Source organism: Actinomycetota bacterium, from assembly GCA_018830725.1.
Classification (GTDB): domain Bacteria; phylum Actinomycetota; class Humimicrobiia; order JAHJRV01; family JAHJRV01; genus JAHJRV01.
Map to the genome: position 1 here is coordinate 1 of JAHJRV010000103.1, position 24062 is coordinate 24062.

General features: G+C 30.0%; 21 protein-coding genes, 5 tRNA genes and 1 other annotated feature. All 26 genes read left to right on the forward strand.

The window, feature by feature from the left end; translation table 11 throughout:
• The first annotated feature begins 326 nt into the window (after nucleotides 1-326).
• A tRNA-His gene (locus KKC53_05050) sits at nucleotides 327-404 on the forward strand.
• A gap of 11 nt (nucleotides 405-415) precedes the next feature.
• Nucleotides 416-491: transfer RNA gene (locus tag KKC53_05055), tRNA-Gly, on the forward strand.
• Nucleotides 492-735: 244 nt separating this feature from the next.
• A tRNA-Arg gene (locus tag KKC53_05060) sits at nucleotides 736-812 on the forward strand.
• Between the two features lie 47 nt (nucleotides 813-859).
• Nucleotides 860-936 (forward strand) — tRNA-Lys (locus tag KKC53_05065).
• Nucleotides 937-948: 12 nt separating this feature from the next.
• Nucleotides 949-1033: transfer RNA gene (locus KKC53_05070), tRNA-Leu, on the forward strand.
• A 153-nt stretch (nucleotides 1034-1186) separates the two neighbouring features.
• Nucleotides 1187-2491: a trigger factor gene (gene tig, locus KKC53_05075; protein ID MBU2598527.1), complete on the forward strand. Its 1305-nt coding sequence runs from the start codon at nucleotides 1187-1189 to the stop codon at nucleotides 2489-2491.
• Nucleotides 2492-2578: 87 nt separating this feature from the next.
• Entirely contained in the window at nucleotides 2579-3166 is a 588-nt protein-coding gene (clpP, locus tag KKC53_05080; GenBank protein MBU2598528.1) for an ATP-dependent Clp endopeptidase proteolytic subunit ClpP, read from the forward strand.
• A gap of 191 nt (nucleotides 3167-3357) precedes the next feature.
• Nucleotides 3358-3573 (forward strand) — a binding site (T-box leader).
• An 83-nt stretch (nucleotides 3574-3656) separates the two neighbouring features.
• Nucleotides 3657-6302, forward strand: a complete 2646-nt coding sequence (locus KKC53_05085) for a valine--tRNA ligase (GenBank protein MBU2598529.1) — start codon at nucleotides 3657-3659, stop codon at nucleotides 6300-6302.
• Nucleotides 6303-6383: 81 nt separating this feature from the next.
• Nucleotides 6384-7694, forward strand: a complete 1311-nt coding sequence (locus KKC53_05090; protein MBU2598530.1) for a bifunctional folylpolyglutamate synthase/dihydrofolate synthase — start codon at nucleotides 6384-6386, stop codon at nucleotides 7692-7694.
• Nucleotides 7695-7885: 191 nt separating this feature from the next.
• Nucleotides 7886-8326, forward strand: coding sequence for a zinc ribbon domain-containing protein (locus KKC53_05095; GenBank protein MBU2598531.1), 441 nt, complete (start codon nucleotides 7886-7888; stop codon nucleotides 8324-8326).
• Nucleotides 8327-8338: 12 nt separating this feature from the next.
• Nucleotides 8339-8752 carry a nucleoside-diphosphate kinase gene (ndk, locus tag KKC53_05100; GenBank protein MBU2598532.1) on the forward strand — a complete coding sequence of 138 codons (414 nt, stop codon included), beginning with the start codon at nucleotides 8339-8341 and terminating at the stop codon, nucleotides 8750-8752.
• An 11-nt stretch (nucleotides 8753-8763) separates the two neighbouring features.
• Complete coding sequence (locus KKC53_05105; GenBank protein MBU2598533.1) at nucleotides 8764-9015, forward strand: DUF4321 domain-containing protein; 252 nt, start codon at nucleotides 8764-8766, stop codon at nucleotides 9013-9015.
• Between the two features lie 180 nt (nucleotides 9016-9195).
• Nucleotides 9196-10236, forward strand: coding sequence for a rod shape-determining protein (locus KKC53_05110; protein MBU2598534.1), 1041 nt, complete (start codon nucleotides 9196-9198; stop codon nucleotides 10234-10236).
• 6 nt (nucleotides 10237-10242) lie between these two features.
• A complete protein-coding gene (gene mreC, locus KKC53_05115) occupies nucleotides 10243-11070 on the forward strand; it encodes a rod shape-determining protein MreC (protein MBU2598535.1) in 828 nt (275 codons plus the stop codon).
• Nucleotides 11071-11097: 27 nt separating this feature from the next.
• On the forward strand, nucleotides 11098-11580 hold the full coding sequence (gene mreD / locus KKC53_05120; protein ID MBU2598536.1) for a rod shape-determining protein MreD: 483 nt from the start codon (nucleotides 11098-11100) through the stop codon (nucleotides 11578-11580).
• A gap of 15 nt (nucleotides 11581-11595) precedes the next feature.
• On the forward strand, nucleotides 11596-13479 hold the full coding sequence (gene mrdA / locus KKC53_05125) for a penicillin-binding protein 2 (GenBank protein MBU2598537.1): 1884 nt from the start codon (nucleotides 11596-11598) through the stop codon (nucleotides 13477-13479).
• Nucleotides 13463-14602: a rod shape-determining protein RodA gene (gene rodA, locus KKC53_05130; GenBank protein MBU2598538.1), complete on the forward strand. Its 1140-nt coding sequence runs from the start codon at nucleotides 13463-13465 to the stop codon at nucleotides 14600-14602. Before mrdA ends, rodA begins: the two co-directional genes overlap by 17 nt.
• A 177-nt stretch (nucleotides 14603-14779) precedes the next feature.
• Nucleotides 14780-16624 carry a TIGR03960 family B12-binding radical SAM protein gene (locus KKC53_05135; protein ID MBU2598539.1) on the forward strand — a complete coding sequence of 615 codons (1845 nt, stop codon included), beginning with the start codon at nucleotides 14780-14782 and terminating at the stop codon, nucleotides 16622-16624.
• 108 nt (nucleotides 16625-16732) lie between these two features.
• The gene (locus KKC53_05140) at nucleotides 16733-17440 is read left to right on the forward strand and encodes a TIGR03936 family radical SAM-associated protein (protein MBU2598540.1); all 708 of its coding nucleotides are present in this window, start codon (nucleotides 16733-16735) and stop codon (nucleotides 17438-17440) included.
• A gap of 45 nt (nucleotides 17441-17485) precedes the next feature.
• Nucleotides 17486-19171, forward strand: a complete 1686-nt coding sequence (locus tag KKC53_05145; GenBank protein ID MBU2598541.1) for an Rne/Rng family ribonuclease — start codon at nucleotides 17486-17488, stop codon at nucleotides 19169-19171.
• A 93-nt stretch (nucleotides 19172-19264) separates the two neighbouring features.
• Entirely contained in the window at nucleotides 19265-19651 is a 387-nt protein-coding gene (rplU, locus tag KKC53_05150; GenBank protein MBU2598542.1) for a 50S ribosomal protein L21, read from the forward strand.
• Nucleotides 19652-19755: 104 nt separating this feature from the next.
• The gene (gene rpmA / locus KKC53_05155) at nucleotides 19756-20007 is read left to right on the forward strand and encodes a 50S ribosomal protein L27 (GenBank protein ID MBU2598543.1); all 252 of its coding nucleotides are present in this window, start codon (nucleotides 19756-19758) and stop codon (nucleotides 20005-20007) included.
• A 302-nt stretch (nucleotides 20008-20309) separates the two neighbouring features.
• Nucleotides 20310-21635 carry a GTPase ObgE gene (gene obgE, locus KKC53_05160; GenBank protein MBU2598544.1) on the forward strand — a complete coding sequence of 442 codons (1326 nt, stop codon included), beginning with the start codon at nucleotides 20310-20312 and terminating at the stop codon, nucleotides 21633-21635.
• A gap of 132 nt (nucleotides 21636-21767) precedes the next feature.
• A complete protein-coding gene (gene nadD, locus KKC53_05165; protein ID MBU2598545.1) occupies nucleotides 21768-22370 on the forward strand; it encodes a nicotinate-nucleotide adenylyltransferase in 603 nt (200 codons plus the stop codon).
• Between the two features lie 16 nt (nucleotides 22371-22386).
• Entirely contained in the window at nucleotides 22387-23664 is a 1278-nt protein-coding gene (locus tag KKC53_05170; protein ID MBU2598546.1) for a LytR C-terminal domain-containing protein, read from the forward strand.
• A 9-nt stretch (nucleotides 23665-23673) separates the two neighbouring features.
• Nucleotides 23674-24027: a ribosome silencing factor gene (rsfS, locus tag KKC53_05175; GenBank protein ID MBU2598547.1), complete on the forward strand. Its 354-nt coding sequence runs from the start codon at nucleotides 23674-23676 to the stop codon at nucleotides 24025-24027.
• Nucleotides 24028-24062: the final 35 nt, after the last annotated feature.

Genomic DNA, 24062 nt, shown 5'->3' on the forward strand with positions numbered 1-24062 from the left:
ATTTTTTATTTCATTAAAAAAAGTTTTATCAATAGCTTTGTGGTATATTTTCAAAGACATTTTACCCTCCCCCTACCCCCTCCCACTAGTGGAGAGGGTAATTCTCCTCTCTCTTTCTCTCTCTCATCAGGGGAAAGGCTATATATTTTAAAGTCTTATTAATATCTTTAGGGTGTATTTCTGAAGTTATTTTAAGATGAAATAAGATTTATTGACATTTTTTAAACTTTAAATTTACAAAAAAGTGTCTACTTTTAATTTTTAAATGACAATTAATATTTTTTGAATTGAAATATTTTTCGTAGTTTGAGATAATTAAATTAATGGTGAGCGTAGCTCAGCTTGGTTAGAGCGCAGGATTGTGGCTCCTGAGGTCGCGGGTTCGAATCCCGTCGTTCACCCCAGATTATTAAATGCGGATGTGGTTCAGTTGGTAGAACGTCACCTTGCCAAGGTGAAGGTCACGGGTTCGAGCCCCGTCATCCGCTCCATTTGATTATAAATTTTTCCTTTATTATAAATAAATTTTACGACTGATTAAGGTTAAAAAGAATAGTTTAAAGTTTCAAGTCCGAGAATCTAATATAAACTACTTTTAAATGATAAATTATCTTCAATTTGTACATTTAAAAGTCTTATTTTGAAAAGTAAAGATAGAGAGAAATAATAATAACTAAAAAGACACTTTCAAGGGTAATAAAGAATATCTATTATTTCAATGAAAAAAAAATGTAAGCGCCTGTAGCTCAGTTGGATAGAGCAGCGGACTTCGAATCCGATGGTTGGGGGTTCGAATCCCTCCAGGCGCGCCAAAAAATTTATATATATAATAGTAACAAAAACACTACAAAGAGAAAGTGGGTCGTTAGCTCAGCCTGGTAGAGCAGCTGACTCTTAATCAGCAGGTCGCAGGTTCGAAGCCTGCACGACCCACCAGTTTTTAAAACTGCGAGAGTGGTGGAATTGGCAGACACGCTAGACTTAGGATCTAGTGGGTAAAACCTTGGGGGTTCGAGTCCCCCCTCTCGCACCATTTTTTAATAAATAAGTTTTATGAATTTTTTGTGTATATAAACAAAAGGCTATATCCTTCAGGATTTAATAATCAGCAAGTTTATGTTTACTGATTATAGAAATAATTTTCTGATATAATTTTGTAAAAATTAGTAAGAGGTATGAATTTAAAATGAATAATATAAAAATAAAGACATCAGTAGAAAAAATTGAGAAAAATAAGGTGAAGATAGAAGTGGAGGTTCCGTGTGACTTGTTCAAAAAGGATATTGAACAAGCTTACAAAAAGATCTCAAAATCATTAAAAATTCCTGGTTTTAGAAAGGGAAACATACCTAAAAAAATTATAGATGCAAGAGTTGGTCAAGATTATATTTTAAAGGAGGCTTTAGAAGAATCTGTACTAAAATATTATCTTCAAACAGTTTCACAGTCAAAGGTAAAACCTGTTGTTAAGCCAGAAATAAAAGTTGAACAGTTAGAGAAAGAAAAAGCTCTAAAATTTACAGTTAAAGTATTAGTTGAACCGGAGGTTTTACTGAAAAAATATAAGGGAATTAAATTAGAGAAAAAAATAGCAAGAGTTGGAGAGAAAGAAGTTAAATCACAACTTGAAGGATTAAGAAATCAATTTGCAAGATTGGAAGAGGATGAGAGCCAAGTTGTAAAAAAAGATAGTTATATAGTTGTTGATATTGACTATTATTTAGACAATACATTAGTAAAAGAAAATAGTGGTACAGATTATTTATTACAAATTGGATCAGGAGCTTCATTTGGTGATAAGGAGAAAGAGTTAATTGGAATGAGAATAGGTGATGAGAAGATTTTGGAAATATCATATCCAGAGAACTATTTCAACAAGAAAATAGCAGGTAAAAAATTAAAGTGTCATATTAAATTAAAAGCTATAAAAAAGAAATTACTACCCGAAGTTAATGATGAATTTGCAAAAATGGTGGGTGGTTTTAATAACTTAGATGAGTTAAATAAATATATTAAAAATGAGACAAAAAAGAAAAAACAGGAGGATATCAAATCTTTAAGAAAGATCAAGATACTAGAGGAATTAATTAAATATAACCCGATTGACATTCCACCTATTATGATAGAAAATCGAAGTAAAGAGCTTATCGATAGTTTTAAACAAAATCTGGAAAAACAGGAGTCAAGTTTAGATGACTTTTTAAAAATAACAAATCAGGATAAAAAGTCATTTGAAAAAAATTACAAAAAAAGAGCTGAACTAGAAATTAGACATAATCTGATTTTAGATACAGTTTCGGAAAAAGAGAATATAAAAGTATCTGATGAAGCATTGAAATCTGAAGCTAAAAAAATAGCAAGTTATGCTGGTGGTAAAAAAGATGATGTTTATAACTACTATATTAAAGGAATGGGTTATTATGACCTAAAACTGGAATTAAGGAGAAGAAAAACATTAGATTTTTTGCTTGATAATGCAAAAATTGTTTAAAAGAAAGTGAAATTTGTATAATTTAATACCTTTAAACTTATGCAGTGACATATAATTTATTATCAATTTGTTAAAAAGAGGTAAAGTTTGAGTAATTTAATACCAATAGTCATTGAACAAACAAGTAGGGGTGAAAGATCTTTTGATATCTATTCAAGATTATTAAAAGAAAGAATAATTTTTTTAGGTGATAACATAGATGATAGACTTGCCAATTTGGTTATGGCCCAGTTACTTTTTTTAGAAGCAGAGGATCCTAAGAAAGATATAAATCTTTATATTAACAGTCCAGGTGGTTTGATAACATCCACTATGGCAATTTATGATACTATGCAGTTTATAAAATCACATGTTTCTACTATTTGTATGGGGCAAGCAGCAAGTGGTGCAGCTTTAATTTTGGCTGCTGGGGAAAAAGGGAAAAGATTTGCTCTTCCACATGCAAGGATTCTTCTGCACCAACCCAGTGGTGGAGCAACTGGAAGTGCTTCTGATGTTGATATTCACGCTAAGGAGATATTGAGAATGAGAGAAATGATGAATAAACTATTAGCTAAACATATAGGTCGATCAGTTGAAAGAATCAGTAAAGATACTGATAGAGATTTTATTATGACTGCTGAACATGCAAAGAAATATGGAATAATAGATGAAATATTTTTTAAGAGATTATAACTAAAGTTTCTTTATACAATTGATAAAAATTATCATATTATTTACTGTTAGATAAAATATAAAAGTAGACACTTTTAGAGTTGACTTGACAACATTACTTTAAAAAATTAATATATTCTAAAATAAGAAATTTGAGTATTTTAGCTTTTATTTAAATAAACAGTAAAATAAATACATTAAAAAATAAATAGTTAAATGCTAAGAAAAGAAATAGTAGGGAGGAAGAATTCACAGAGAGGGATTACAATTGGTGAAAGTAATCTTGAAAAACAACTACTCTTGAAGTCATCTCTGAGCTATTAGACTGAAACTAAGTAAGTCTAATCGGAAAGTCCGTTATATAAAACGAGTGCTCCACTTTGGAGAAGTAAGGTGGTACCACGAATTAAGCCCAATTCGTCCTTTTGAATCTGGGCTTTTTTATTTTAATTAATTTAAAATTATAGTTAAGGAGGGAAGCAAATTTTAATTTTAAAAATTTGCAAATCTTATGAATAAAATTATTAGTAAAAAATATAATCCTTCAATAGTTGAAAATAAAATATACGATTTCTGGCTAAAAAAAGGTTATTTTCATGCTGAGGTTGACAAAAGCAAAAAGCCTTTTACAATAGTTATTCCACCTCCAAATGTTACTGGTGTTCTGCATTTAGGTCATGCACTGAATAACACTATCCAGGACATAATTATAAGACAGAAAAGAATGCAGGGATATAACACGTTATGGTTACCTGGAACAGACCATGCAAGTATTGCTGTTCACAATGTTTTAGAAAACATAATAGCTGATGAAGGCATAACAAAACATGAATTGGGTAGGGATAAGTTTTTAGAAAGAGCATGGCAATGGAAAGAAAGATACGGGAATATAATAATTGAACAACTAAAAAAACTTGGCTGTTCATGTGATTGGGAGAGAGAAAGATTTACAATGGATCCAGGTTTATCAAAAGCAGTATTAACTGCATTTAAAATACTTTATGATAATGGATTAATTTATAAAGATTTTAGAATGATAAATTGGTGTCCAAAGTGCTTAACTACTATTGCAGATATAGAAGTTGAAAAGGAAGAGGAAGAGGGAAATCTTTGGTATATTGATTATCCAATAAAGGGAGAAGATAACTATATAACTGTTGCTACAACAAGACCTGAAACAATGTTGGGTGATACTGCTATTGCAGTTCACCCTAAGGATAAAAGATATAAATCATATATTGGAAAGACTGCAATCCTGCCATTAATTGGTAGAGAATTACCAATAATATCAGATGAAAGAGTTGATACGGAGTTTGGAACAGGTGCTGTTAAAATAACTCCAGCTCACGACCCCGATGATTATGAGATAGGATTAACTTATAATCTGAAGCAAATCAATATTTTTGATGATAGAGCAAGGATAAATGAAAATGGACAAAAATATATGAACCTAAATAGATATGAATGCAGGGAAAAAGTAATTAAGGATCTCAAAACTTTAGGCTTATTAAGAAAAATTGAGAAACACTCTTTAGCCATTGGAAGACATGACAGATGTAAAGTAGTTATTGAGCCAAGAATTTCAGAACAGTGGTTTGTGAAAATGAAACCTTTAACAGAGGCTGCCATAAAAGTTGTTGAGAATCATGATATCAAGTTTTTACCTGAAAATTGGGAAAAGGTTTATTTTCACTGGATGAGAAATATTAAAGATTGGTGTATATCAAGACAACTCTGGTGGGGACACAGGATTCCTGTTTACTATTGCAGCGATTGTAATGAAATTATGGTTGAGTTAGATCCACCAAAAGAATGTAAAAGTTGTAAAAGTAGTAATATATATCAGGAAGAGGATGTCTTAGATACCTGGTTTAGCTCTGCCTTATGGCCATTTTCTACCATAGGATGGCCAGAAGAAACACCAGAGCTGAAATATTTCTTTCCTACAGATACATTAACAACAGCTAATGAAATTATCTTCTTCTGGGTTGCAAGAATGATTATGACATCATTATATTTTATGAAAAAGATTCCATTTGGCAAAGTTTTTATCCATCCTACGATATATGATAAATTTGGGAAAAAGATGAGCAAATCTTTGGGAAATGTAATTGACCCTGTTCCTGTGATGGAAAAATATGGTACAGATTCTTTAAGATTTACGCTTTCCTTCCTAACATCACCTGGTAGAAATATATCTTTAGGTGAAGAAACAATAGAAGGGATGAGGAATTTTGTAAATAAGATATGGAATGCAGCAAGGTTTGTTCAAATGGGTACAGAAAAAATCAATTATAAAGAAATTAATAAAACTAAACTGAACTACCAATTAGAAGATAGATGGATTATTAGCAGATTCAATAAAGTTGTTAAGAATGTGTTAGAGAATCTTGAAAAATTTGATTTTGCAGAAGCATCAAAGCAGCTCTATAAATTCTTCTGGAGGCAGTATTGTGATTGGTATATCGAACTTTGTAAAAGTAGACTATATCAAGATGAGGATGAAATAGCTAAAAGTACTGTAGGATATGTATTAATAAATATATTAGAAAGATATTTAAGACTTCTTCATCCTTTCATGCCATTTATTACTGAGGAAATATGGCAAAGTTTACCCCTGGAAAGTGAGAGTATAATGATATCCTCATATCCTGAATATAAATCTGAAGAGATTGATAAAGAAGCGGAATATGAGATGGAGATTTTAATGGAAGTGATAAGTTCAATTAGGAAAGTCAGAAGTCAGTTATTAGTGGAACCTTCAAGGAGATTTCCAGCACATTTGATTACTGATGATTTGGATAAAAAGAACCTAATAGGAAAGAATATTAAGAAATTAATAAAATTGGGAGGTCTTAATAGTATAGATTTTATAAAGGAAATAGATGATTTGTCTAAGTATGCTAAATCTCATGTATCAGGAGTTGATATATATATACCACTACTTGAGTTAGTTGATATAAAAGAGGAAACAGAAAGGTTAAAAAAACGTTTAAGTAAGGTTAAAGCTGACTATGAAAAAAGCAAAAAGAAACTCTCAAATGTGCAATTCTTACAGAAGGCCCCGGAGCATATTATTTTAAGGGAAAAAGAAAAGCTGGAAGAACTGAAAAAAGAAATGGAAAGTATTGAAAAGCAAATAGAAAGCATAAAATAAAAAAAATGTCTTCGAAACCATGTTACAAAGCTATTAATAATATTGATTTAAAAATATAAATTCTTAATTTTAGGATGAAAATTGACCTTTAAGCAAGTAGTGGCAGAGTTGGATGCCACTGAGAAGTTTGGAACAAATCCCAGTCTCGATACTATAAGTGAAATTTGTAATAGACTGAATAATCCTCAGAATGATTATCCTACTATCCATATAGTTGGAACTAATGGGAAAACATCAACTACGAGAATGATTAGCTCTATATTAACACACTTGGGATATAAAACTGGTTGTTATATCTCTCCTCACATATTTTCATATATTGAGAGATTTGCAATTGATAATGAATTTATCAGTGAAAATGATTTTGTCTCTTATTATGAGAAGATTAAAAAAATAGCAAATGAATTAGAAAATTCTCCAGGTTCTAAAAAAGTAACCCACTTTGAGATTTTAACTTCAATGGCTTTCTTATATTTTAGTGAAAGAAAATGCGATTGTGTGGTATTAGAAGCTGGAATGGGTGGAAGATGGGATGCCACAAATTTAGCTGATTCTAAAGTTGTTGTATTAACTAATGTTACAAAAGAACATACGAAATATCTTGGTGACACAATTCGTAAAATTGCAATAGAAAAAGCCGAGGTTATAAAGGATAAAGCATATGTAGTAACTGGTTCGTCTAATAAAGATGTTTTAAAAGTACTAAATAAAAAGTGTGAAGAAAAAATGGCAAGATTGTTTCGGATTAATAAGGATTTTTTTATAAAGAATTGTCAAAGAAAAAATAATTATAGAGTAGTTGATGTAGAGGGAATTTATAATAATTTCATGAGAATAAGAATAAACCAGATTTCAAAATATCAATGTGAAAATGCAGCCATGGCAATTGCAGCAACTGAACTTTTTATAGGAAAGGAGAATATAAAACCAGAATTATTAAAAAATACATTAATTTCAGTTGATTTTAGAGGAAGATTAGAAAAAGTGTGGGAAAATCCAACTATTATTTTAGATGGGTCTCATAATCCTGGAGCAATAAAAAAATTAGTATTTGAAATTAAAGAGAATTTTCAATATGAAAAGCTTCATTTAATTTTTGCTGTTCTTAGCGACAAAGATGCCAAAAAGATGTTACAGATTATCTGGTCAATTACAGATAACCTAATAATTACAGAAAGTAAATCATTTAGGAAATATCCTTATGAAAAACTTTATATATTAGCAAAAAAGGTTAAGAAGGAGATGAAAGGAGGGTCACCAAAGATTTTTAAAAGAAAAACCATATCAAATTCCATAGATTTAGCAATGAAGTTTTCTAAAGAGAATGATCTGATATGTATTTGTGGGTCATTTACAAATATACCTCTTGCCAAGAATGCATTAAATATATAATTTTAAAGTAATTTTTTCTTGCTATATCGTAATCAAATATTATAGAATTTATTAAATTTTTAAACTGTCCTATTTTTGAGGTTTAGTAACAGGAAAATAAAACAATTAGATATAAAAAATATAAAAAAATACAATATAAGTATTTCTTAATTAATTGATAAGTAAAATAATTATTAAAAGGGAGTAATACATTGCAGATTTTTCAAGATATATTGGCTTTTTTCCAATCGGGATTTTTTAAATTTATTATATATCTCTTTTTATATTTCATTGTTGTTATCTGGTTAAGTTTTGTATATTGGACCTATAGAGATGCGAATCAGAGAGGAACAAGTGGTTTACTTTGGGCTCTAGTTGTTTTTATCTTTAATTTTTTTGGGCTTTTAATATATTTAATTTTAAGACCATCTGAGTATGTTCAAGATGTCATGGAACGGGAATTAGAGATAGAAACAAAGGAATCATTAATGAATTTGCAGATTCTTAAGTGTCCAGCTTGCGGGAATAACGTAGAGAAAGATTTCTTTATTTGTCCATATTGTCGTAAGAAATTAAAAAATCCGTGTCCAAAGTGCGGAAAACCACTTCAATTAAACTGGTCAATTTGTCCGTTTTGTAAAACACCATTATAGAATTGAGGAAAAATGGATATTAAAGAAAGAACACTTGTAATTATAAAACCAGATGGAATTCAAAAAAAATTAATTGGTGAAATAATTTCTCGTATTGAAAGAAAGGGGCTAAAAATAACCAATTTGAAGATGATGAGGATCTCTAAAGAATTAGCGGAGAAGCATTATGAGGAACATAAGAAAGAACCGTTTTATAGAGATTTGATTAATTTTATAACATCTGCTTCAGTTGTTGTTATGATAGTTGAAGGTGAGGATGTTATTTCAACATTCAGATTAATGATGGGTCCAACCGATTCAAGAAAGGCTGCGCTAGGTACAATAAGAGGAGACTATGGTCTTAATATTGAAAGAAATATTATTCATGGTTCAGATTCTATTAAAAGTGCTAAAAGAGAGATATCATTGTTTTTTCAAGAAGAATAAAAGGAGGAAGTTTGAGAACGAGAAGAACTGGAAGGATTTTTATAACATTACTTGTAGGTCTTTTTTTTGGAGCAATTTTAGGGCATATATTGAAGGATGTGTTACCTATTTTAGATGAGGGTTTGAAAGTTGGACTTAAACCATTCTCTTTAAATCTTTATTTATTTGAAATGAGTCTCAGTCTTTATTTTAGGATCACTTTAGCAGCCATAATTGGAATGTTGATTGCATTTCTTGTTGTAGACTTGACACGAAGGTATTAGTGAAAGATTTAATATTAGCATAACAATCTATTAAAAGGAAAAAATTACTTAGCATTTTTTATAAGCCATGTATTGCATTTTTAAAGGTAACTGAAATAAAAAATATATACATAGTTTTCAGATAATCAAAGAAGTTAGAAATTTTACAGAAACTTACTTTTTATTTAAAGGAGATATTAGATGTCTATATTTGACTTTTTTACAGGTTTAGTTGGTAGAGATATGGGAATAGACTTGGGTACTGTTAATTCAATGGTTTATGTCAGAGGAAAAGGAATAGTTTTAAGGGAACCATCTGTTGTTGCAATTAATAGAGATAACAAAGATATATTAGCAGTAGGTTCAGAAGCAAAAAGAATGGTTGGTAGGACTCCCAGTTCAATAGTAGCAATAAAACCATTGAGGGACGGAGTGATATCAGATTTTGATATTACACAAAAAATGTTACGTCACTTCATTAATAAAGTTCATAGATTCAATTTTTTTGCAAGACCGAGAGTGATAATATGTGTCCCTTCTGGAATTACCGGAGTTGAGAGAAGAGCAGTTATTGAAGCTGCTGAACAGTCTGGAGTTAGAGCTGTATATATTTTAGAAGAACCAATGGCAGCAGCAATAGGAACTGAATTACCTGTTAGTGAGCCAATTGGGCACATGATTGTAGATATCGGGGGAGGTACAACTGAAATAGCAGTTATTTCTTTAGGTGGAATAGTTGTTAGTCAATCCATAAGAATAGCTGGAAATGAGATGGATGAAGCAATAATAAATATGCTTAAAAGAGACCATAATTTACTAATAGGAGAAACTACTGCTGAAGCAATAAAAATAGAGATAGGATCAGCTTTTACTCAAAATGAGGAAGAGACAGTTGAGGCAAGAGGAAGAGATTTAGTTACTGGTCTTCCAAAGAGCATAATACTTTCTAGTAAAGATGTAAGAGATGCTTTAGATGAGACATTAAATGTAATTATCAATGCTGTAGTTGAGACTTTTGATAAAACCCCACCTGAATTAATTGCAGACATCTATAATAATGGAATAATGATGGTTGGAGGTGGCTCTCTTCTTAAAGGAATGTCAGATAGACTGAAACATCATACAAAATGTGAAATTCTTACAACTGAAAATCCTTTAGAGGCTGTTGTCCTGGGAGCAGGAAAATGCGTTGAAAATTTTGAGCTTTTTAAGAATTTAATATCACATGAGAGAGGTGTATAAAAGGTTATGGCTCTCTCATTACCGAGAAGAAAAAACAAAATAATTCTTGGTATTTTAATAGTTCTCTGTATCATATTGGCTTCCTTCAATTTAAAATATCAAAATATACTACCTATAGGAAAATCAATTATATTAGAAGTAGTCTCACCATTACAAAAAGCTGTGACATTTCTAATAAATCCTTTTATAAAATCTATTAAAACTATAAATAAATTTTCAGATATTCTTGAAGAAAATAGAATACTTACTAAGAAAGTAAATACTCTATTAAAAGAAAATATTTATTTAAAAGAATTAGAAAGAGAGAACAGGGAACTTAGAGAACTTTTGGGAAGTTCTTATTATGAGCAATTTGAAATAAAATTAGCGAAAGTTATTGGAAAAGCCAAAACAGATTGGAAACACTCTTTTTTTATTGATGAAGGTACCAATCACAATATAAAAATAAATATGCCTATTATAAGTCAATCGGGTTTGATAGGAAGGGTCATAACTACTTCGCGTAATTTTTCAGAGGTGAAACTAATAACTGACCCGAGCAGTTCTATTGCTGCTATGGTTCAAGATTCCAGGAAAACCGGCATTGTTCAGGGAATTGGGACTAATACTCTAAAATTTGATTTAGTTCCAAAGGAGGCAGAGGTGGATATTGGTGATATTATCATAACATCGGGATTGGGTGGAATTTTCCCTAAAGGAATTCAGATAGGTAGAGTCTCTGATATAAAAAATTTGGATTATGAGTTATATAAAACTATTAAAATTTTACCAGCATGCAATTTTGATAATATAGAAGAGGTTCTTATTATTACAAATTTTACCTCATTAGATTAAAAAATTTTAATTTTTAAATAAAGGTGTATGAAAAAATTCTTCTTCTCTCTTTTTTTACTGCTTATAACTTTGGCAATCCAGAGCACAATAACAAATTATATATTAGTTGGAGGTATCCAATTAAACTTAGTTCTGGTCATTGTTATATCTACTTCACTCATATTTGGTGAATTTTTTGCAATTATTTTCGGTTTTTTTGCTGGGATTTGCAGTGATTTTTTATTTGGTCACATCTTAGGATTGTTCGCATTTGTCAATATGATAAGCGCGTTTATATGTTTGAGAGTCAAAAGAATTTTTGCTGGAGAACATTATATTATTCCCACTGTTGTGATGATTATAGTAACAGAAATTTGGGTATTTTTAACATATATAATATCTTTCTCTTTAGGAAAAGAAGTGATACAGGGTAATTTAATAAATAAAATAATTTATCAACCTTTAATTAATGGTTTAGTAATGTTAATTATTCATCCAATAATTAAAAAAATTGGTTCATTATTAAAATGATAGGAGCATCAGATTTTGGAAAAAGAAACTTCAATATTTAATAGACTAAAACTCCTATACTTCATAGTTTTTCTTATTTCAACTACTCTGCTTCTTCGTCTCTGGTATCTACAGGTAATAATGGGTGAAAGCTATGCACAGGAAGCGAAAGAGATTAGAACCAAAACAATAAGAGAAGTAGCTCCTCGAGGTATTATTTATGACAGAAATGGAATAATATTGTCTTATAATCGACCAGGTCTTGTAATAAGTGTTGATCCAGAAATAATTGATGATAATCCAGAAGTTTTAAAAAGATTAGCACCTGTTTTAGGAAAATCTTATCATAATTTAGAAAAAAAATTATCTGATGAAAGAGAATATATAAAGGGTTATATAGATATAGTTGAAGATATAGATAAAGAATTAGCAACATTTATAAAGGAACACTCTGATGAATTTCCAGGTGTAATAGTAAAAGCAGTCCCATTAAGAAATTATCCAAATGGGGATGTATCTTCCCACATACTGGGATATGTCGGTCAGATAACATTAGAAGAGTTACAACAGGAAAAATTTAAATATGGATATCATCCAGGTGATGTAGTTGGAAAAGCAGGAGTTGAGCTATATTATGAGTCATTTTTATCAGGTCAAAGTGGTAGTAAAACTGTGGAAGTTGATCCCACTGGGAATATAGTTAGAGAACTAGGTAAAGTAAAATCAATTCCAGGGAATAATTTATATTTAACAATAGATATTAATTTACAGAGAAAGGCTGAAGAGGTTTTAAAAAAGTGGATAGAGAAAGCTAGAGAAATGCGTGATGAAAAGACTAATGAGTACTATAAAGCTCCAGCTGGTTCATTAGTTATACTTGATGCAAAAACAAACCAGATTTTAGCACTCACTTCATACCCAACTTATGACCCTAATATTTTCATTGGAGGAATTTCAGAAAAGGATTGGTCTAATTTAAATAATCCAGAAAGTAATTTTCCACTAAACAACAGAGCATTGATGAGTTATTCACCAGGGTCAGTATACAAGGTAGTAACTGCTGCTGCAGGTTTAGGTGAAAATTTAGTTGAACCTTACAGTAAAAATTACAAATGTCTTGGTGTTTGGAAAGAATTAGGAGATAAACATGAGAGATATTGCTGGAAGACGTGGGGTCATGGTGATATCAATCTTATAGAAGGTATTCAGGAATCATGTAATATTGTTTTTTATGAAATAGGTCTGTCTCTACATAATAATAGTAAAAAATCTGGTGATGCTTTTTATCATTATTCGAAGATTTTGGGTTTAGATGAGCTTACTGGTGTTGATTTACCTTTTGAATCAAAAGGGATAATTTCAAATAAAAAGTGGAAAAGTGAATATTTTAAAGATAATCCAACTCTTGCAAGATGGTATCCTGGAGATAGTGTAAACTTAGCCATTGGTCAAGGGGACATATTAGTTTCACCCATTCAAATGGCCCAATTATATTGTACTATTGCTAATAATGGTGAAATGGTGACTCCTCATATTGGTTTAAAAATAGTTTCACCAAAAAAAGAATTAGTGGAAAATAAGATTATTAAAATAAACAAAAAACAAACATTAGAAAAAGGAATTTTTGAAATTATAGAAAAGGGATTAATTTTAGTTATAAAAGAAGGAACTGCAAAATCCGCATTTGAAGGCTTTCCTTTAAATGAAATTTCTGTTGCAGGAAAAACTGGGACAAGTAGTGTTCCAGGAAAACAGGATTTTTCATGGTTTGCATGTTATGCTCCTGTTGAAAATCCTGAATATGTTATTGTATCAATGATTGAAGAAGCGGGTTCTGGTGGGAGATCCGCAGCTCCAATTGCAAGAGAATTACTCGAATTTATATACAATATTAAGAGCAGCTATGAAAGCGAAGAATAAAAAACTAACTAATATTAAAAATTTAATAACTGGATTTGACTTCATACTATTTTTTACTATCGTTTTGCTTGTTATTTATGGATTAATTCTAATAAATAGTGCTATTGGGTTAAATAAGTTCTCATTCAATTTCGATTTCTCATCATTTTTTAATAAGCAATTAGTATGGGTGGGATTGGGGCTATTAATATTTTTTATAGTTCTATTTCTAAATTATATATGGTTAGAGAAGTTTTGGTGGGCTGTTTATATAATTAATTTATTAGGTTTAATAGCAGTTTTTATATTTGGTCACATATCTGGCGGAGCGAGGAGTTGGATAGGATGGGGAATGTTAAAAGTGCAGCCATCTGAATTTTTTAAGATTGGAATTATTATAGCTGTTGCCGGATATTTATCTAGAAAAAAAAGGGATGAAGTAAATTTTGTTGACCTCATTATAACTCTATTACTTGTTGGGATGCCAGTAATACTATTGGTATTACAACCCGACATAGGCACAGCTATAATTTATATTGGAATTGTAATTGGTATTTTATATCTTGCTGGACTTAAAAAGATATATATTTTTTCTATATTTATTTTAGGTCTTTTCGCAATTTTAATAACCATAAAATCGGGATTAGTTAAACAGTACATGTTAAATAGGCTACTAATATTTATAAATCCAGATATTGACCCTTTAGGTATAGGGTATACATTAAACCAATCAATAATTACTGTTGGTTCTGGTGGACTATCTGGAAAAGGATTGTTTAAAGGAATTCAAACAAGTCTTCATTTTGTTCCTGAGCTTCATACAGATTTTATTTTCTGTGTACTGGGGGAGGAGTTGGGCTTTTTAGGTGCTGTCATTCTAATATCTCTTTATACATTGCTCATCTTTAGTGTAATAAGAATTGGAACTGCAGCCAAAGATAAATTTGGTGCCCTTTTTTGTGGTGGAATTGCAATTCTACTATCTGTACATCTATTAATAAATATAGGAGTAACCATAGGAATTATGCCCATAACTGGAATTACTCTACCACTTATCAGTTATGGTGGGAGTTCTCTAGTTACAACATTTTTAGGATTGGGATTAGTAGAAGGTGTTTATCTACGAAGATTTTATAATATCTGATTAACTCCTATAAATAAAGCCCTTTCAATTAAAATTTTACCTGTAAAGATTTTTTACTTTTACAGAAATGGGGTCAGGTCTTGTAATATGACATTTCAGCTTTAGATATACTTTCTTGATTATTTATCCTCTCCCCTTGTGGGAGAGGGTAAGGGAGAGGGGAGGGGAATTAAAAAAATGAATTTAAAACCTATAAATATATATCCATTAATTGATAATGTTATAAAACCATCTCAATATGTTGGTGGGGAATTAAATTCGGTTCATAAAGATATTAAAAAATGTAAAGCATCAATAGTTTTAGCCTTTCCTGACCTTTATGAGATTGGAATGTCAAACATGGCTATTCATATTCTTTACAATGTTATAAATAATCATCCCGATTTTGTTGCTGAGAGAACATTCGCTCCCTGGTTAGATATGGAGGAGCAAATGAGAAAAACAGATACTCCTCTTTTTTCTTTAGAAAGCAGAATTCCAGTCAAGGAATTTGATATATTGGGCTTTTCTGTTCAACATGAACTATGTTTCACAAATATACTAAATATGTTAAATCTTGCAAAAATACCGATAGAATGTAAGGATAGAGGGAATGAATATCCCATAATAATAGCTGGTGGACCAGGTGTTTTTAATCCAGAACCAATTGCCCCCTTTATTGATTTTTTTGTAATAGGTGATGGTGAAAATGTAATAATAAACATTCTTGAGAAATTAAGCGAGTTAAAAAATAAAGGTTTTAATAAAAATGAGATTGTCAAAGAAATGGGTAAAATTGATGGGACTTATGTACCCTCCTTTTATGATTTCATCTATAAAACTGATGGAAGCGTGAAAAAAATGATAGTTAAAGACTCATTTCCAAAAAATGCTGTAAAGAATATTATTATAAATTTTGGAAGTTTTAGTCAGTCATTAAAATTGATAGTTCCCAATACGCAAGTAATTCAGGATAGATTTTGGGTTGAGATAATGAGAGGTTGTTCTAAAGGATGTAGATTTTGTTTAGCAGGTTTTATATATAGACCAGTCAGAGAAAGAACTGTCCAATCAATACTGAATTTAATTATACAAGGATTGGAAAAAACCGGTTATGAAGAGGTTTCACTATCATCACTTTCTTCAACTGATTATTCTGAAATTGAATATTTATTAAAAAGTTTAAAGCGAAATTTAGAAAGTAGCCATACCGCTGTATCATTACCATCTTTAAGATGTGATAGTTTTTCAGTAAAATTAGCAGACCTTATCTCACAAGAAAGAAGGACAGGTCTTACATTTGCTCCTGAAGCTGGGACTCAAAGATTAAGAGATGTTATAAATAAAAATATTACAGATGAGGATATTTTTAACTGTACCAGGGCAGCATTTTCAAGTGGATGGGAAAGAATAAAGCTTTACTTTATGGTTGGACTTCCTACTGAAGAGATGAATGATTTGGATGGAATAATTAATATGATAAACAAAATATTAATAATTGCAAAAATGGAGGTTCCGAAAGATAAGTACAACAGGATAAAGATAAATGTAACAATCTCACCTTTTTGTCCAAAACCTAATACACCATTTCAATGGGTTGGTCAGGATTCATTAGAAATTTTAGATAAAAAGATTAATTATCTGAAAAGAAAACTTAAGAAAAAAAATGTATTTATTAAAATGCACAATGTACATAGAAGTCAAATAGAAGCAATTTTTGCGAGAGGGGATAGAAGACTTTCAAAGGCAATAAGAATTGCCTGGGAAATGGGTTGTAAATTTGACAGCTGGACAGAACAATTTTCATATGATAAATGGTTAACAGCTTTAAAAAAGGATAATGTAGATATATCCTTTTATGCTAATAGACATAGAGAAGAAGATGAAATATTCCCGTGGGAAATAATTGAGAGTGGACAAAATAGGAAATTTTTATTTAAAGAATATAAAAAAGCTTTAAGTGGACTTACTACTTCAGATTGCAGATTAAAGGGATGCAATAGTTGTGGGTTACAAGAAATAATAAAATGTCCAATATCTTGAAATAAAATAATATTTTCAACATATTTCTTAAATAATTTTAACAAAATTTTTTAATTAGCAATTTTGAATTAATTTTGTAAAGCATTACTTAATATCAGGGAAAAATTATTGGTTAAAAATACAAGTAAAGTAATTATGCGTTTTAGATTTTCAAAACTAAGTGATATAAAATACATATCGCATTTAGATTTGATTAATCTTTTAGTTAGAACATTAAGAAGAGCAAAAATACCCGTGCTTTATTCGAAAGGCTATCATCCAAAACCGAAATTATCAACCGCATATGCTTTAAAGGTTGGATTGGAAAGTGTTGGTGAGTATGCGGATATAATTTTAAGCAAGAAGTTATCAACAAAGACATTTGTGAAAAGAATGAATGACCGGTTACCTCAAGGGTTAAAAGTATTAAATGCGAAATCGGTAGAGTCATCCCAATCTCTTTCAAGCCAAATAAATTGTATGAGATATCAATTAATATTTTCTTACCGCCCTGAGTTAGTAATAAGACAGGAAGCTGATTTATTATTAAAATTATTTACTGAGAATATGATAGGATTTAACAATCAATTATCAAAAAATGCTAAATATTTTAAGGAGAAATTACTTAATTTTAAAATTAGAAGCTTACCTGATAATATAATAATAGATTTTTTAATCGCTATTGGTAGTCAAGATGATTTAAAAATAAATGATCTTATTAAATTTTTAAACTCATTGGAAAATAAAAGAAAAATTTTTTTAAAGAGAATTCTAAGAATTAATATGTTTAGAAAGGATGGTGATTTACTTCTAAGCCCATTTAAATTGCTTAGATAGATTATTAAATATTTTAAGTAAAGGGTATTTTAGAAGTTATTTTTTATGAAATATGATTTATTAATAAGCTCAGATCTAAATGAAATTAGAGTGGCAATTCTGGAAAATGATGAAGTTGCGGAACTTTATTTTGATAGAGAAAAAAAAGATTCAATAATTGGAAATATATATTTGGGAAGAGTTCAAAAAATAATGTCCGGTTTGGACTCTGCTTTTGTAGATATAGGAGTAAAGAAAAATGCTTTCTTATTTATAAAAGAGGTTGTTTCACCTTTTGATTATTATGAAGGAACTAACGAAATATTAAAGGGAAAAATAAAACAAATCCTAAAACCTGGACAGATGTTAATAGTTCAGGTAACAAGAGTCCCGATGGGAACCAAAGGAGCTCGGTTAACGTCTCTTGTCTCTCTTGCTTGTAGATATTTGGTAATGATGCCATATGGTGATGGAATAGGTGTTTCTAAAAAACTTGATGAATCAGAAAGAGAAAGGTTGAGAAGTTTAAGCGCAAGGTTAAAAATTAAAAATATGGGAATAGTAATTAGAACTGCTGCAAAAGACACGAAGTTAGCTATTTTAAAAAGAGAACTAAAATACCTTAAACGTTTATGGAATAATATTCAAAATAAAGCTCGAAGGTTAGATTCCCCAACTCTAATTCATAGGGAGTTAGAGTTAGTTCATAGAATTCTAAGGGATAGATTAACTTTAGATTTTAACAGCATTGTGGTAGATACAAAACAGTTATATGATCATGTATCCAATTATTTGATAAAGAAAATTCCTCAAATGCATTCAAAACTAAAGCTACACAGTGGAGAAAAACCATTATTTGAAGAAATGGGAGTTGAAAAGGCAATTGATTTAGCTCTTAAAAGGAAGGTTTGGTTAAAATCAGGTGGATTTATTGTAATTGATAAAACAGAAGCTCTAACTGCTATTGATGTAAATTCTGGACGTTTTTCAGGAAGAAATGATTTAGAAGAGACGATTGCTCATATAAATTTGGAAGCTGTTGAAGAGATTGTTAAGCAAATAAAGCTAAGAGATATTGGAGGATTAATTGTTATTGATTTTATTGATATGGAGAAAGAGGGAAACAGGCTAAAAATTGTTGAAGCTATGAAAAATGCTCTACAGTCTGATAATGCAACAACTAATATAACTGATATTTCAAAATTGGGATTGCTTGAAATGACTAGAAAAAATGTTACAGAAGGGATTCAAGATGTTTTATGTAAGCCCTGCCCCTATTGTGATGAAAGTGGATATATCCTATCAGAGGAATCTATGAGATTAAAAACTGAAAGAGAAATTTTTAAATTAACAAAAGAAAGTGAATCCGAAGCATTCCTTATAGAACTTAATAGTGGCGTTGCAGCTATGGTTATAGGTCAGGGTGGAGAAAATGTAAAAAAATTAGAGAATATTACAAATAAATATATTTCCATAAAGGGTAATGATAGTATCCCTATTAATGCTTTCAATTTACTAAAAGAGGGAACTATAAAAGAGATGGAAGAAGCAGCAATACCTGTATATCGGGGACAGGTTTTAGATATGTTAGTAGAGGAACCTCACTCATATATTTCCAAGGATGCTATTTCAAGATTTAGTGGCTATATAATACATATTATAGATGGCAGAAAATATCTTCATGAAAGGTTAAGGGTGGAGATAATAAATGTTACAAAAACTTATGCACAAGCAAAAATAATTGTTAGATAAATTTTAAATTTACAAAAAGTGTCTATTTTTAATTTTTAAATGACACACAATAAGAAATAATTTTGACTCAAAAAAATGATTCTGATATAATCTATCCTCATTATAAATTTAAAAAGTTTATATAAAAATAGCTATTTAAAGGAGATTAAAATTTATATAGTTCTTGAAACTGGAGGAAAACAATATAAAGTTAAGTTAGATGAGACTTTTTTAATTGAAAAAATAGAAGGTGAGAAGGGAGATAAGGTTATTTTTTCAAACATAAAGCTCATCTCAGAAAAGGAAGAGATAATAGTTGACAAGGATATACTATCCAATTATAGAGCAATTGGAGAAATAGTAGAACATATTAGTGGAAAGAAAATAATAGCCTTCAAGCATACTTCAAAGACTGGTTATAAGAGAAAAATTGGTCATAGACAAAAATACTCACGGGTAGTTTTAAAAGAGATAAAATCTCCCAAATCAAAGAAGGAATAAAGAATCTTATTAAAAAGAAAATTTAAATTAAAATAAAAGATATCTAATAAATTAAGTTTAAATTAATCATAAAATAGATTATAATGTAGTTAGAGGTGATATAAATGGCACATAAAAAGGGTGGAGGAAGTAGCCGAAATGGAAGAGAGGGTACTTCAAAACGTTTAGGTATAAAGCGCTTTGGTGGTCAGTTTGTAAATGCAGGAACAATTCTTGTCAGGCAAAGAGGTACTTGTTATAAACCAGGTCATAATGTTGGAAGAGGAAGCGATGATACACTTTTTGCTAAAATTACTGGAAATGTATTTTTCAAAAGATTGTCTAAAAACAAAAAAAGCATAAATATAATACCTTAATAAATTTTCATTAGTTAAGAAAATATTCTACAATTTATAAAACATTTTGAGAAAAGACCATAAAATTATGGTCTTTTTTTTATTAAATAAAATTTTTAGATTCTAATAAAGTTTTGATATAAGATAATCTTATATAATAAAATAAATCTGTAAAGTAGAGCAATGCTTTAGCCTTAAAAATAATATGTAGGGCAAGGCCTTAGCCTTGCCTAAGGATGCAACCCTAAAGAGTTGCCCTAAAATTAAAAATTTAGGTAAATTATAAAATTTCTTAATTAAATTCCTACCCAATTTTATAGAAAATGAGCTATAAGGAAAAAATAGATCTTTTAGATGAAGCTAAGATATTCGTAAAAGGTGGAGACGGAGGTAACGGTTGTGTCAGTTTTTTAAGAACACGCTATAAAGCAAAAGGCGGGCCAAATGGTGGAAGTGGAGGAAATGGAGGAAGTGTCATTTTAAAAGCTGACTCAGAAAAAACCTCCTTGCTTGATTTTGCTTATCTTGTGCATTTTAAGGCTGAAAGGGGCAAGCATGGAAAAGGTGCAAATAAGGATGGAAAGAATGGAAAGGATTTAATCATAAATGTTCCAGCTGGCACAGTGATAAAAGATGATAAAGGTTCATTTGTGACAGATCTTAATCAGGATAGTATTGAAGCAATTATAGCTAATGGTGGAAGAGGTGGAAAAGGAAATGCCTCTTTTATTAGATCAACACTACAAGCTCCATCTTTTGCTGAGAAGGGAGAAGTTGTAAGGGGAAGATGGATTGAGCTTGAGTTGAGACTAATTGCAGATGTTGGGATAGTAGGATTTCCAAATGTTGGAAAATCAACCTTACTCAGTAAATTAACTTCAGCAAAACCAAAAATAGCTAATTATCCATTCACAACTTTGTATCCAAAGGTTGGAATGAGAGAAGAAGAAGATTTCAGTTATATAATTGCAGAAATTCCTGGGTTAATTAAAGGAGCCCATAAGGGAGCAGGTCTTGGAATTAAGTTTTTAAGACATATTCTAAGGACGAAAATTCTCATTCATATTTTAGAAGTCTCAGTATCGTCTCAAAGGGATCCCATTAATGATTTTATTATGTTAAATAACGAAATGAAGTCATTTGATAAAGAGTTGTTGAAAAAACCTCAAATCATAGTCTTAAATAAAATAGATTTACTACAGGATGATGAAGAAATAAAGAGGGTAAAAAAATTTTTTAGTGAAAAATATAAAAAGAAAGTAAACTTAATATCTGCTATTTTTTCCGAAGGTCTTGAAAAACTGTGTATTGATATAAAAGATATTTTAAGAAAGACTAAAAAAAAGGAAATAAAAAAAACAAAAATCAAAAAGGAATATATCTTTAAAGAGCAAAAATTAATTAAAATAAAGAAGGAAGGTAAAGCCTTTAGAGTAATTGGTGATGAGGTAGAAAGAGTTGTAATAATGACAGATTTTAATAATCCGCAGGCTGTTTCGTATATGCAGCGTAGGCTTGATAAATTGGGATTAAATGAAAAATTGTTAGAATATGGAGCAAAAGAGGGTGACACAGTTTTAATTTGTGACAGAAGTTTTGATTTTATTCCAAATAAAAGTATAAAAAATAATAAAATTTTTTTAACATAACATTTTTTTTAATTTATAATTTTTATAATTTATAATTTTTATATTTATTAATTTATTTTTAAACTTTTAATTTTATAACTTAGTTAAATTATTGATATTGAGGTAGGTGTATAGATTTTGAGAATAGGAATAATGGGTGGTACTTTTAACCCTATTCACTATGGACATTTGGTAACAGCAGAAGAGGCAAGAATACAATTTAATTTGGATAGAGTATTATTTATTCCAACAGGTGATCCTCCCCATAAAGAGGGTCAGAAAATTACAAATGCACAACAGAGATATCTGATGACTGTTATGGCTACAGGCTCAAATCCTTATTTTTATGTGTCCAGAATGGAAATTGATCGTCCTCAACCTTCATATACTATGGATACAGTAAAAGATTTACATGAAGTTTATAAAGATTCACAAATTTTCTTCATAACAGGTACTGATGCAGTTCTGGATATATTAACTTGGAAAAATCCAGCTGAAATTCTAAACTTGTGTATATTTATCGCAGCTACTCGCCCAGGTTATGAGCTCGATAGGTTGAACAATATTAAGAAAAGATTGAAAGATGAATTGGGAATAGCTGATATCAATGAAAAAATACATATTATTAAAATACCAGCACTTGCGATTTCTTCAACTGATATTAGAAATAGAGTGAGGACTGGAAAACCTATTAGATATCTTTTACCAGAGGGAGTAGCTAATCATATTTATAAGATGAATTTCTATAAAAAATAATGTGAGGAGATTAAAATTGGAAGAACAAAAAATTGGTACAAGAATGGAAAGAAGATTAAAATTAGAAAAGAGAAGAAAAAGAAAAATATTCACAATTTTTATAACACTATTAATGATCTTTATATCAATTTTCTTTTTTTCCTATTTACGAAATTGTCTATCTAAACCGGGTAAAGAAACTGCACAAGAACAAACAACCAGTTCAACTTCAGAAGAGGAACAACCAACTTCAACCGAGGAGGAATTAGTTTTTAGTGGAAAAACAAAACTCTTAATCATTGGTTCTGATAAAAGCTTAGAGCAGATTTCTCCGAATTCAGTAATACTAACCAGCTATAATTCTATTTCAGAGGAAAGTTTATTACTCTCTATACCTTTGAGGACAATGCTTCAGTTCTCTGGAGAAGCTGTAACAGTACAACAGTTATTAAAAGAAGGGCGAATAGAGGATTTAAAATCAGCCATAAATGATTCGATAGGGATTGAGGTGGATCACTATATCTTAATAAATGTTTTTGATTTAGTGGAAAAAATTGGTGGAGTTTCAGTTAATATTCCAGAAAATATAAGCTTTCCTGATATTAATACTGATGTAACAGTTTTACTTGAGAAGGGAGAAAAGAATTTAAGTGGAGATTTAGCTATTAGTTATCTTCATTACATAAGTGGAGAAGGTGAAAGCATTTTACATGTATCGGATCAACAAGATGTTTATCTATCCATTTTAGATAAACTAATGGCTAATAAAAGTTATTCTGAGATAGCCAACGAAATGCAATTAATTTCTGAATATTTTGCTTCAGATTTTTCTGTTGAAGAATTAATATCTTTAGGTTCATCCATGACTAGACTTCAGGAATCTAAAATTTTCAAAGATAAAACTTTACCTATAATAGTAGCAGAGATAGACGGTAATAATTATCATGTTCCACAACCTGAAAAAATAACAGAGATATTTGGGGAATTTGAATCAGTTGTAACCCCTGAAGAAAAAGAGAAAAGTGATATTATAATTTTAAATGGTTGTGGAAGTCCTGGTATTGCAAATAGCGCAGGTAATAAACTACAGAATGATTTTCAAATTGTTGAAATTGGGAATGCAGCCAGCTTTCAATATACGGAAACTAAAATAATAGTTACTTCATTTAAAATAAGTGTAATTGAAGATGCAATTTCTATTAGAGAGCTTCTGGGGGTAGGGAAAATAGTAACAGACGGATCACTATCTGAACAAACCAGACAAAAAGCTAATATTGTCATAATAATAGGTAGTGATTATTTACCATTATCATAGGAGGGAAAAATATCTTTTAAAAAATCTTCTTTAAATGCCATAGAAGCTGCAAAAGCTGCTAATGAAAAGAAAGCTTTAGACATCATAGTATTGGATGTAAGTGGTCGATTAATAATTACTGATTATTTTGTGATATGTAGTGGTAAAACAGATAGACAGATTAAAAGTATATCTGATGAAATTCAAAAAACATTAAAGGAAGGTAACAGGTTACCACTTAGAATTGAAGGTTCTCCAGATGGAGGTTGGGTTCTTTTAGATTATTTTGATTTTGTAGTTCATATATTTAATATAAAATCAAGAGAATACTACAAGTTAGAACGACTCTGGAGAGATGCTGCTATTATTGAATGGGATAGTTAATATATATTTGAAACAGATTTTTGATAATAACATAA

Excerpts from the sequence above, each read along its gene's own strand:
- rpmA (MBU2598543.1), top strand. The coding sequence starts at position 19,756 with ATGGCACATAAAAAGGGTGGAGGAAGTAGCCGAAATGGAAGAGAGGGT.
- tig (MBU2598527.1), top strand. The coding sequence starts at position 1,187 with ATGAATAATATAAAAATAAAGACATCAGTAGAAAAAATTGAGAAAAAT.
- mreC (MBU2598535.1), top strand. The coding sequence starts at position 10,243 with ATGGCTCTCTCATTACCGAGAAGAAAAAACAAAATAATTCTTGGTATT.
- KKC53_05085 (MBU2598529.1), top strand. The coding sequence starts at position 3,657 with ATGAATAAAATTATTAGTAAAAAATATAATCCTTCAATAGTTGAAAAT.
- ndk (MBU2598532.1), top strand. The coding sequence starts at position 8,339 with ATGGATATTAAAGAAAGAACACTTGTAATTATAAAACCAGATGGAATT.
- nadD (MBU2598545.1), top strand. The coding sequence starts at position 21,768 with ATGGGTGGTACTTTTAACCCTATTCACTATGGACATTTGGTAACAGCA.
- KKC53_05135 (MBU2598539.1), top strand. The coding sequence starts at position 14,780 with ATGAATTTAAAACCTATAAATATATATCCATTAATTGATAATGTTATA.
- KKC53_05110 (MBU2598534.1), top strand. The coding sequence starts at position 9,196 with ATGTCTATATTTGACTTTTTTACAGGTTTAGTTGGTAGAGATATGGGA.
- rodA (MBU2598538.1), top strand. The coding sequence starts at position 13,463 with ATGAAAGCGAAGAATAAAAAACTAACTAATATTAAAAATTTAATAACT.
- obgE (MBU2598544.1), top strand. The coding sequence starts at position 20,310 with ATGAGCTATAAGGAAAAAATAGATCTTTTAGATGAAGCTAAGATATTC.
- mreD (MBU2598536.1), top strand. The coding sequence starts at position 11,098 with ATGAAAAAATTCTTCTTCTCTCTTTTTTTACTGCTTATAACTTTGGCA.
- KKC53_05145 (MBU2598541.1), top strand. The coding sequence starts at position 17,486 with ATGAAATATGATTTATTAATAAGCTCAGATCTAAATGAAATTAGAGTG.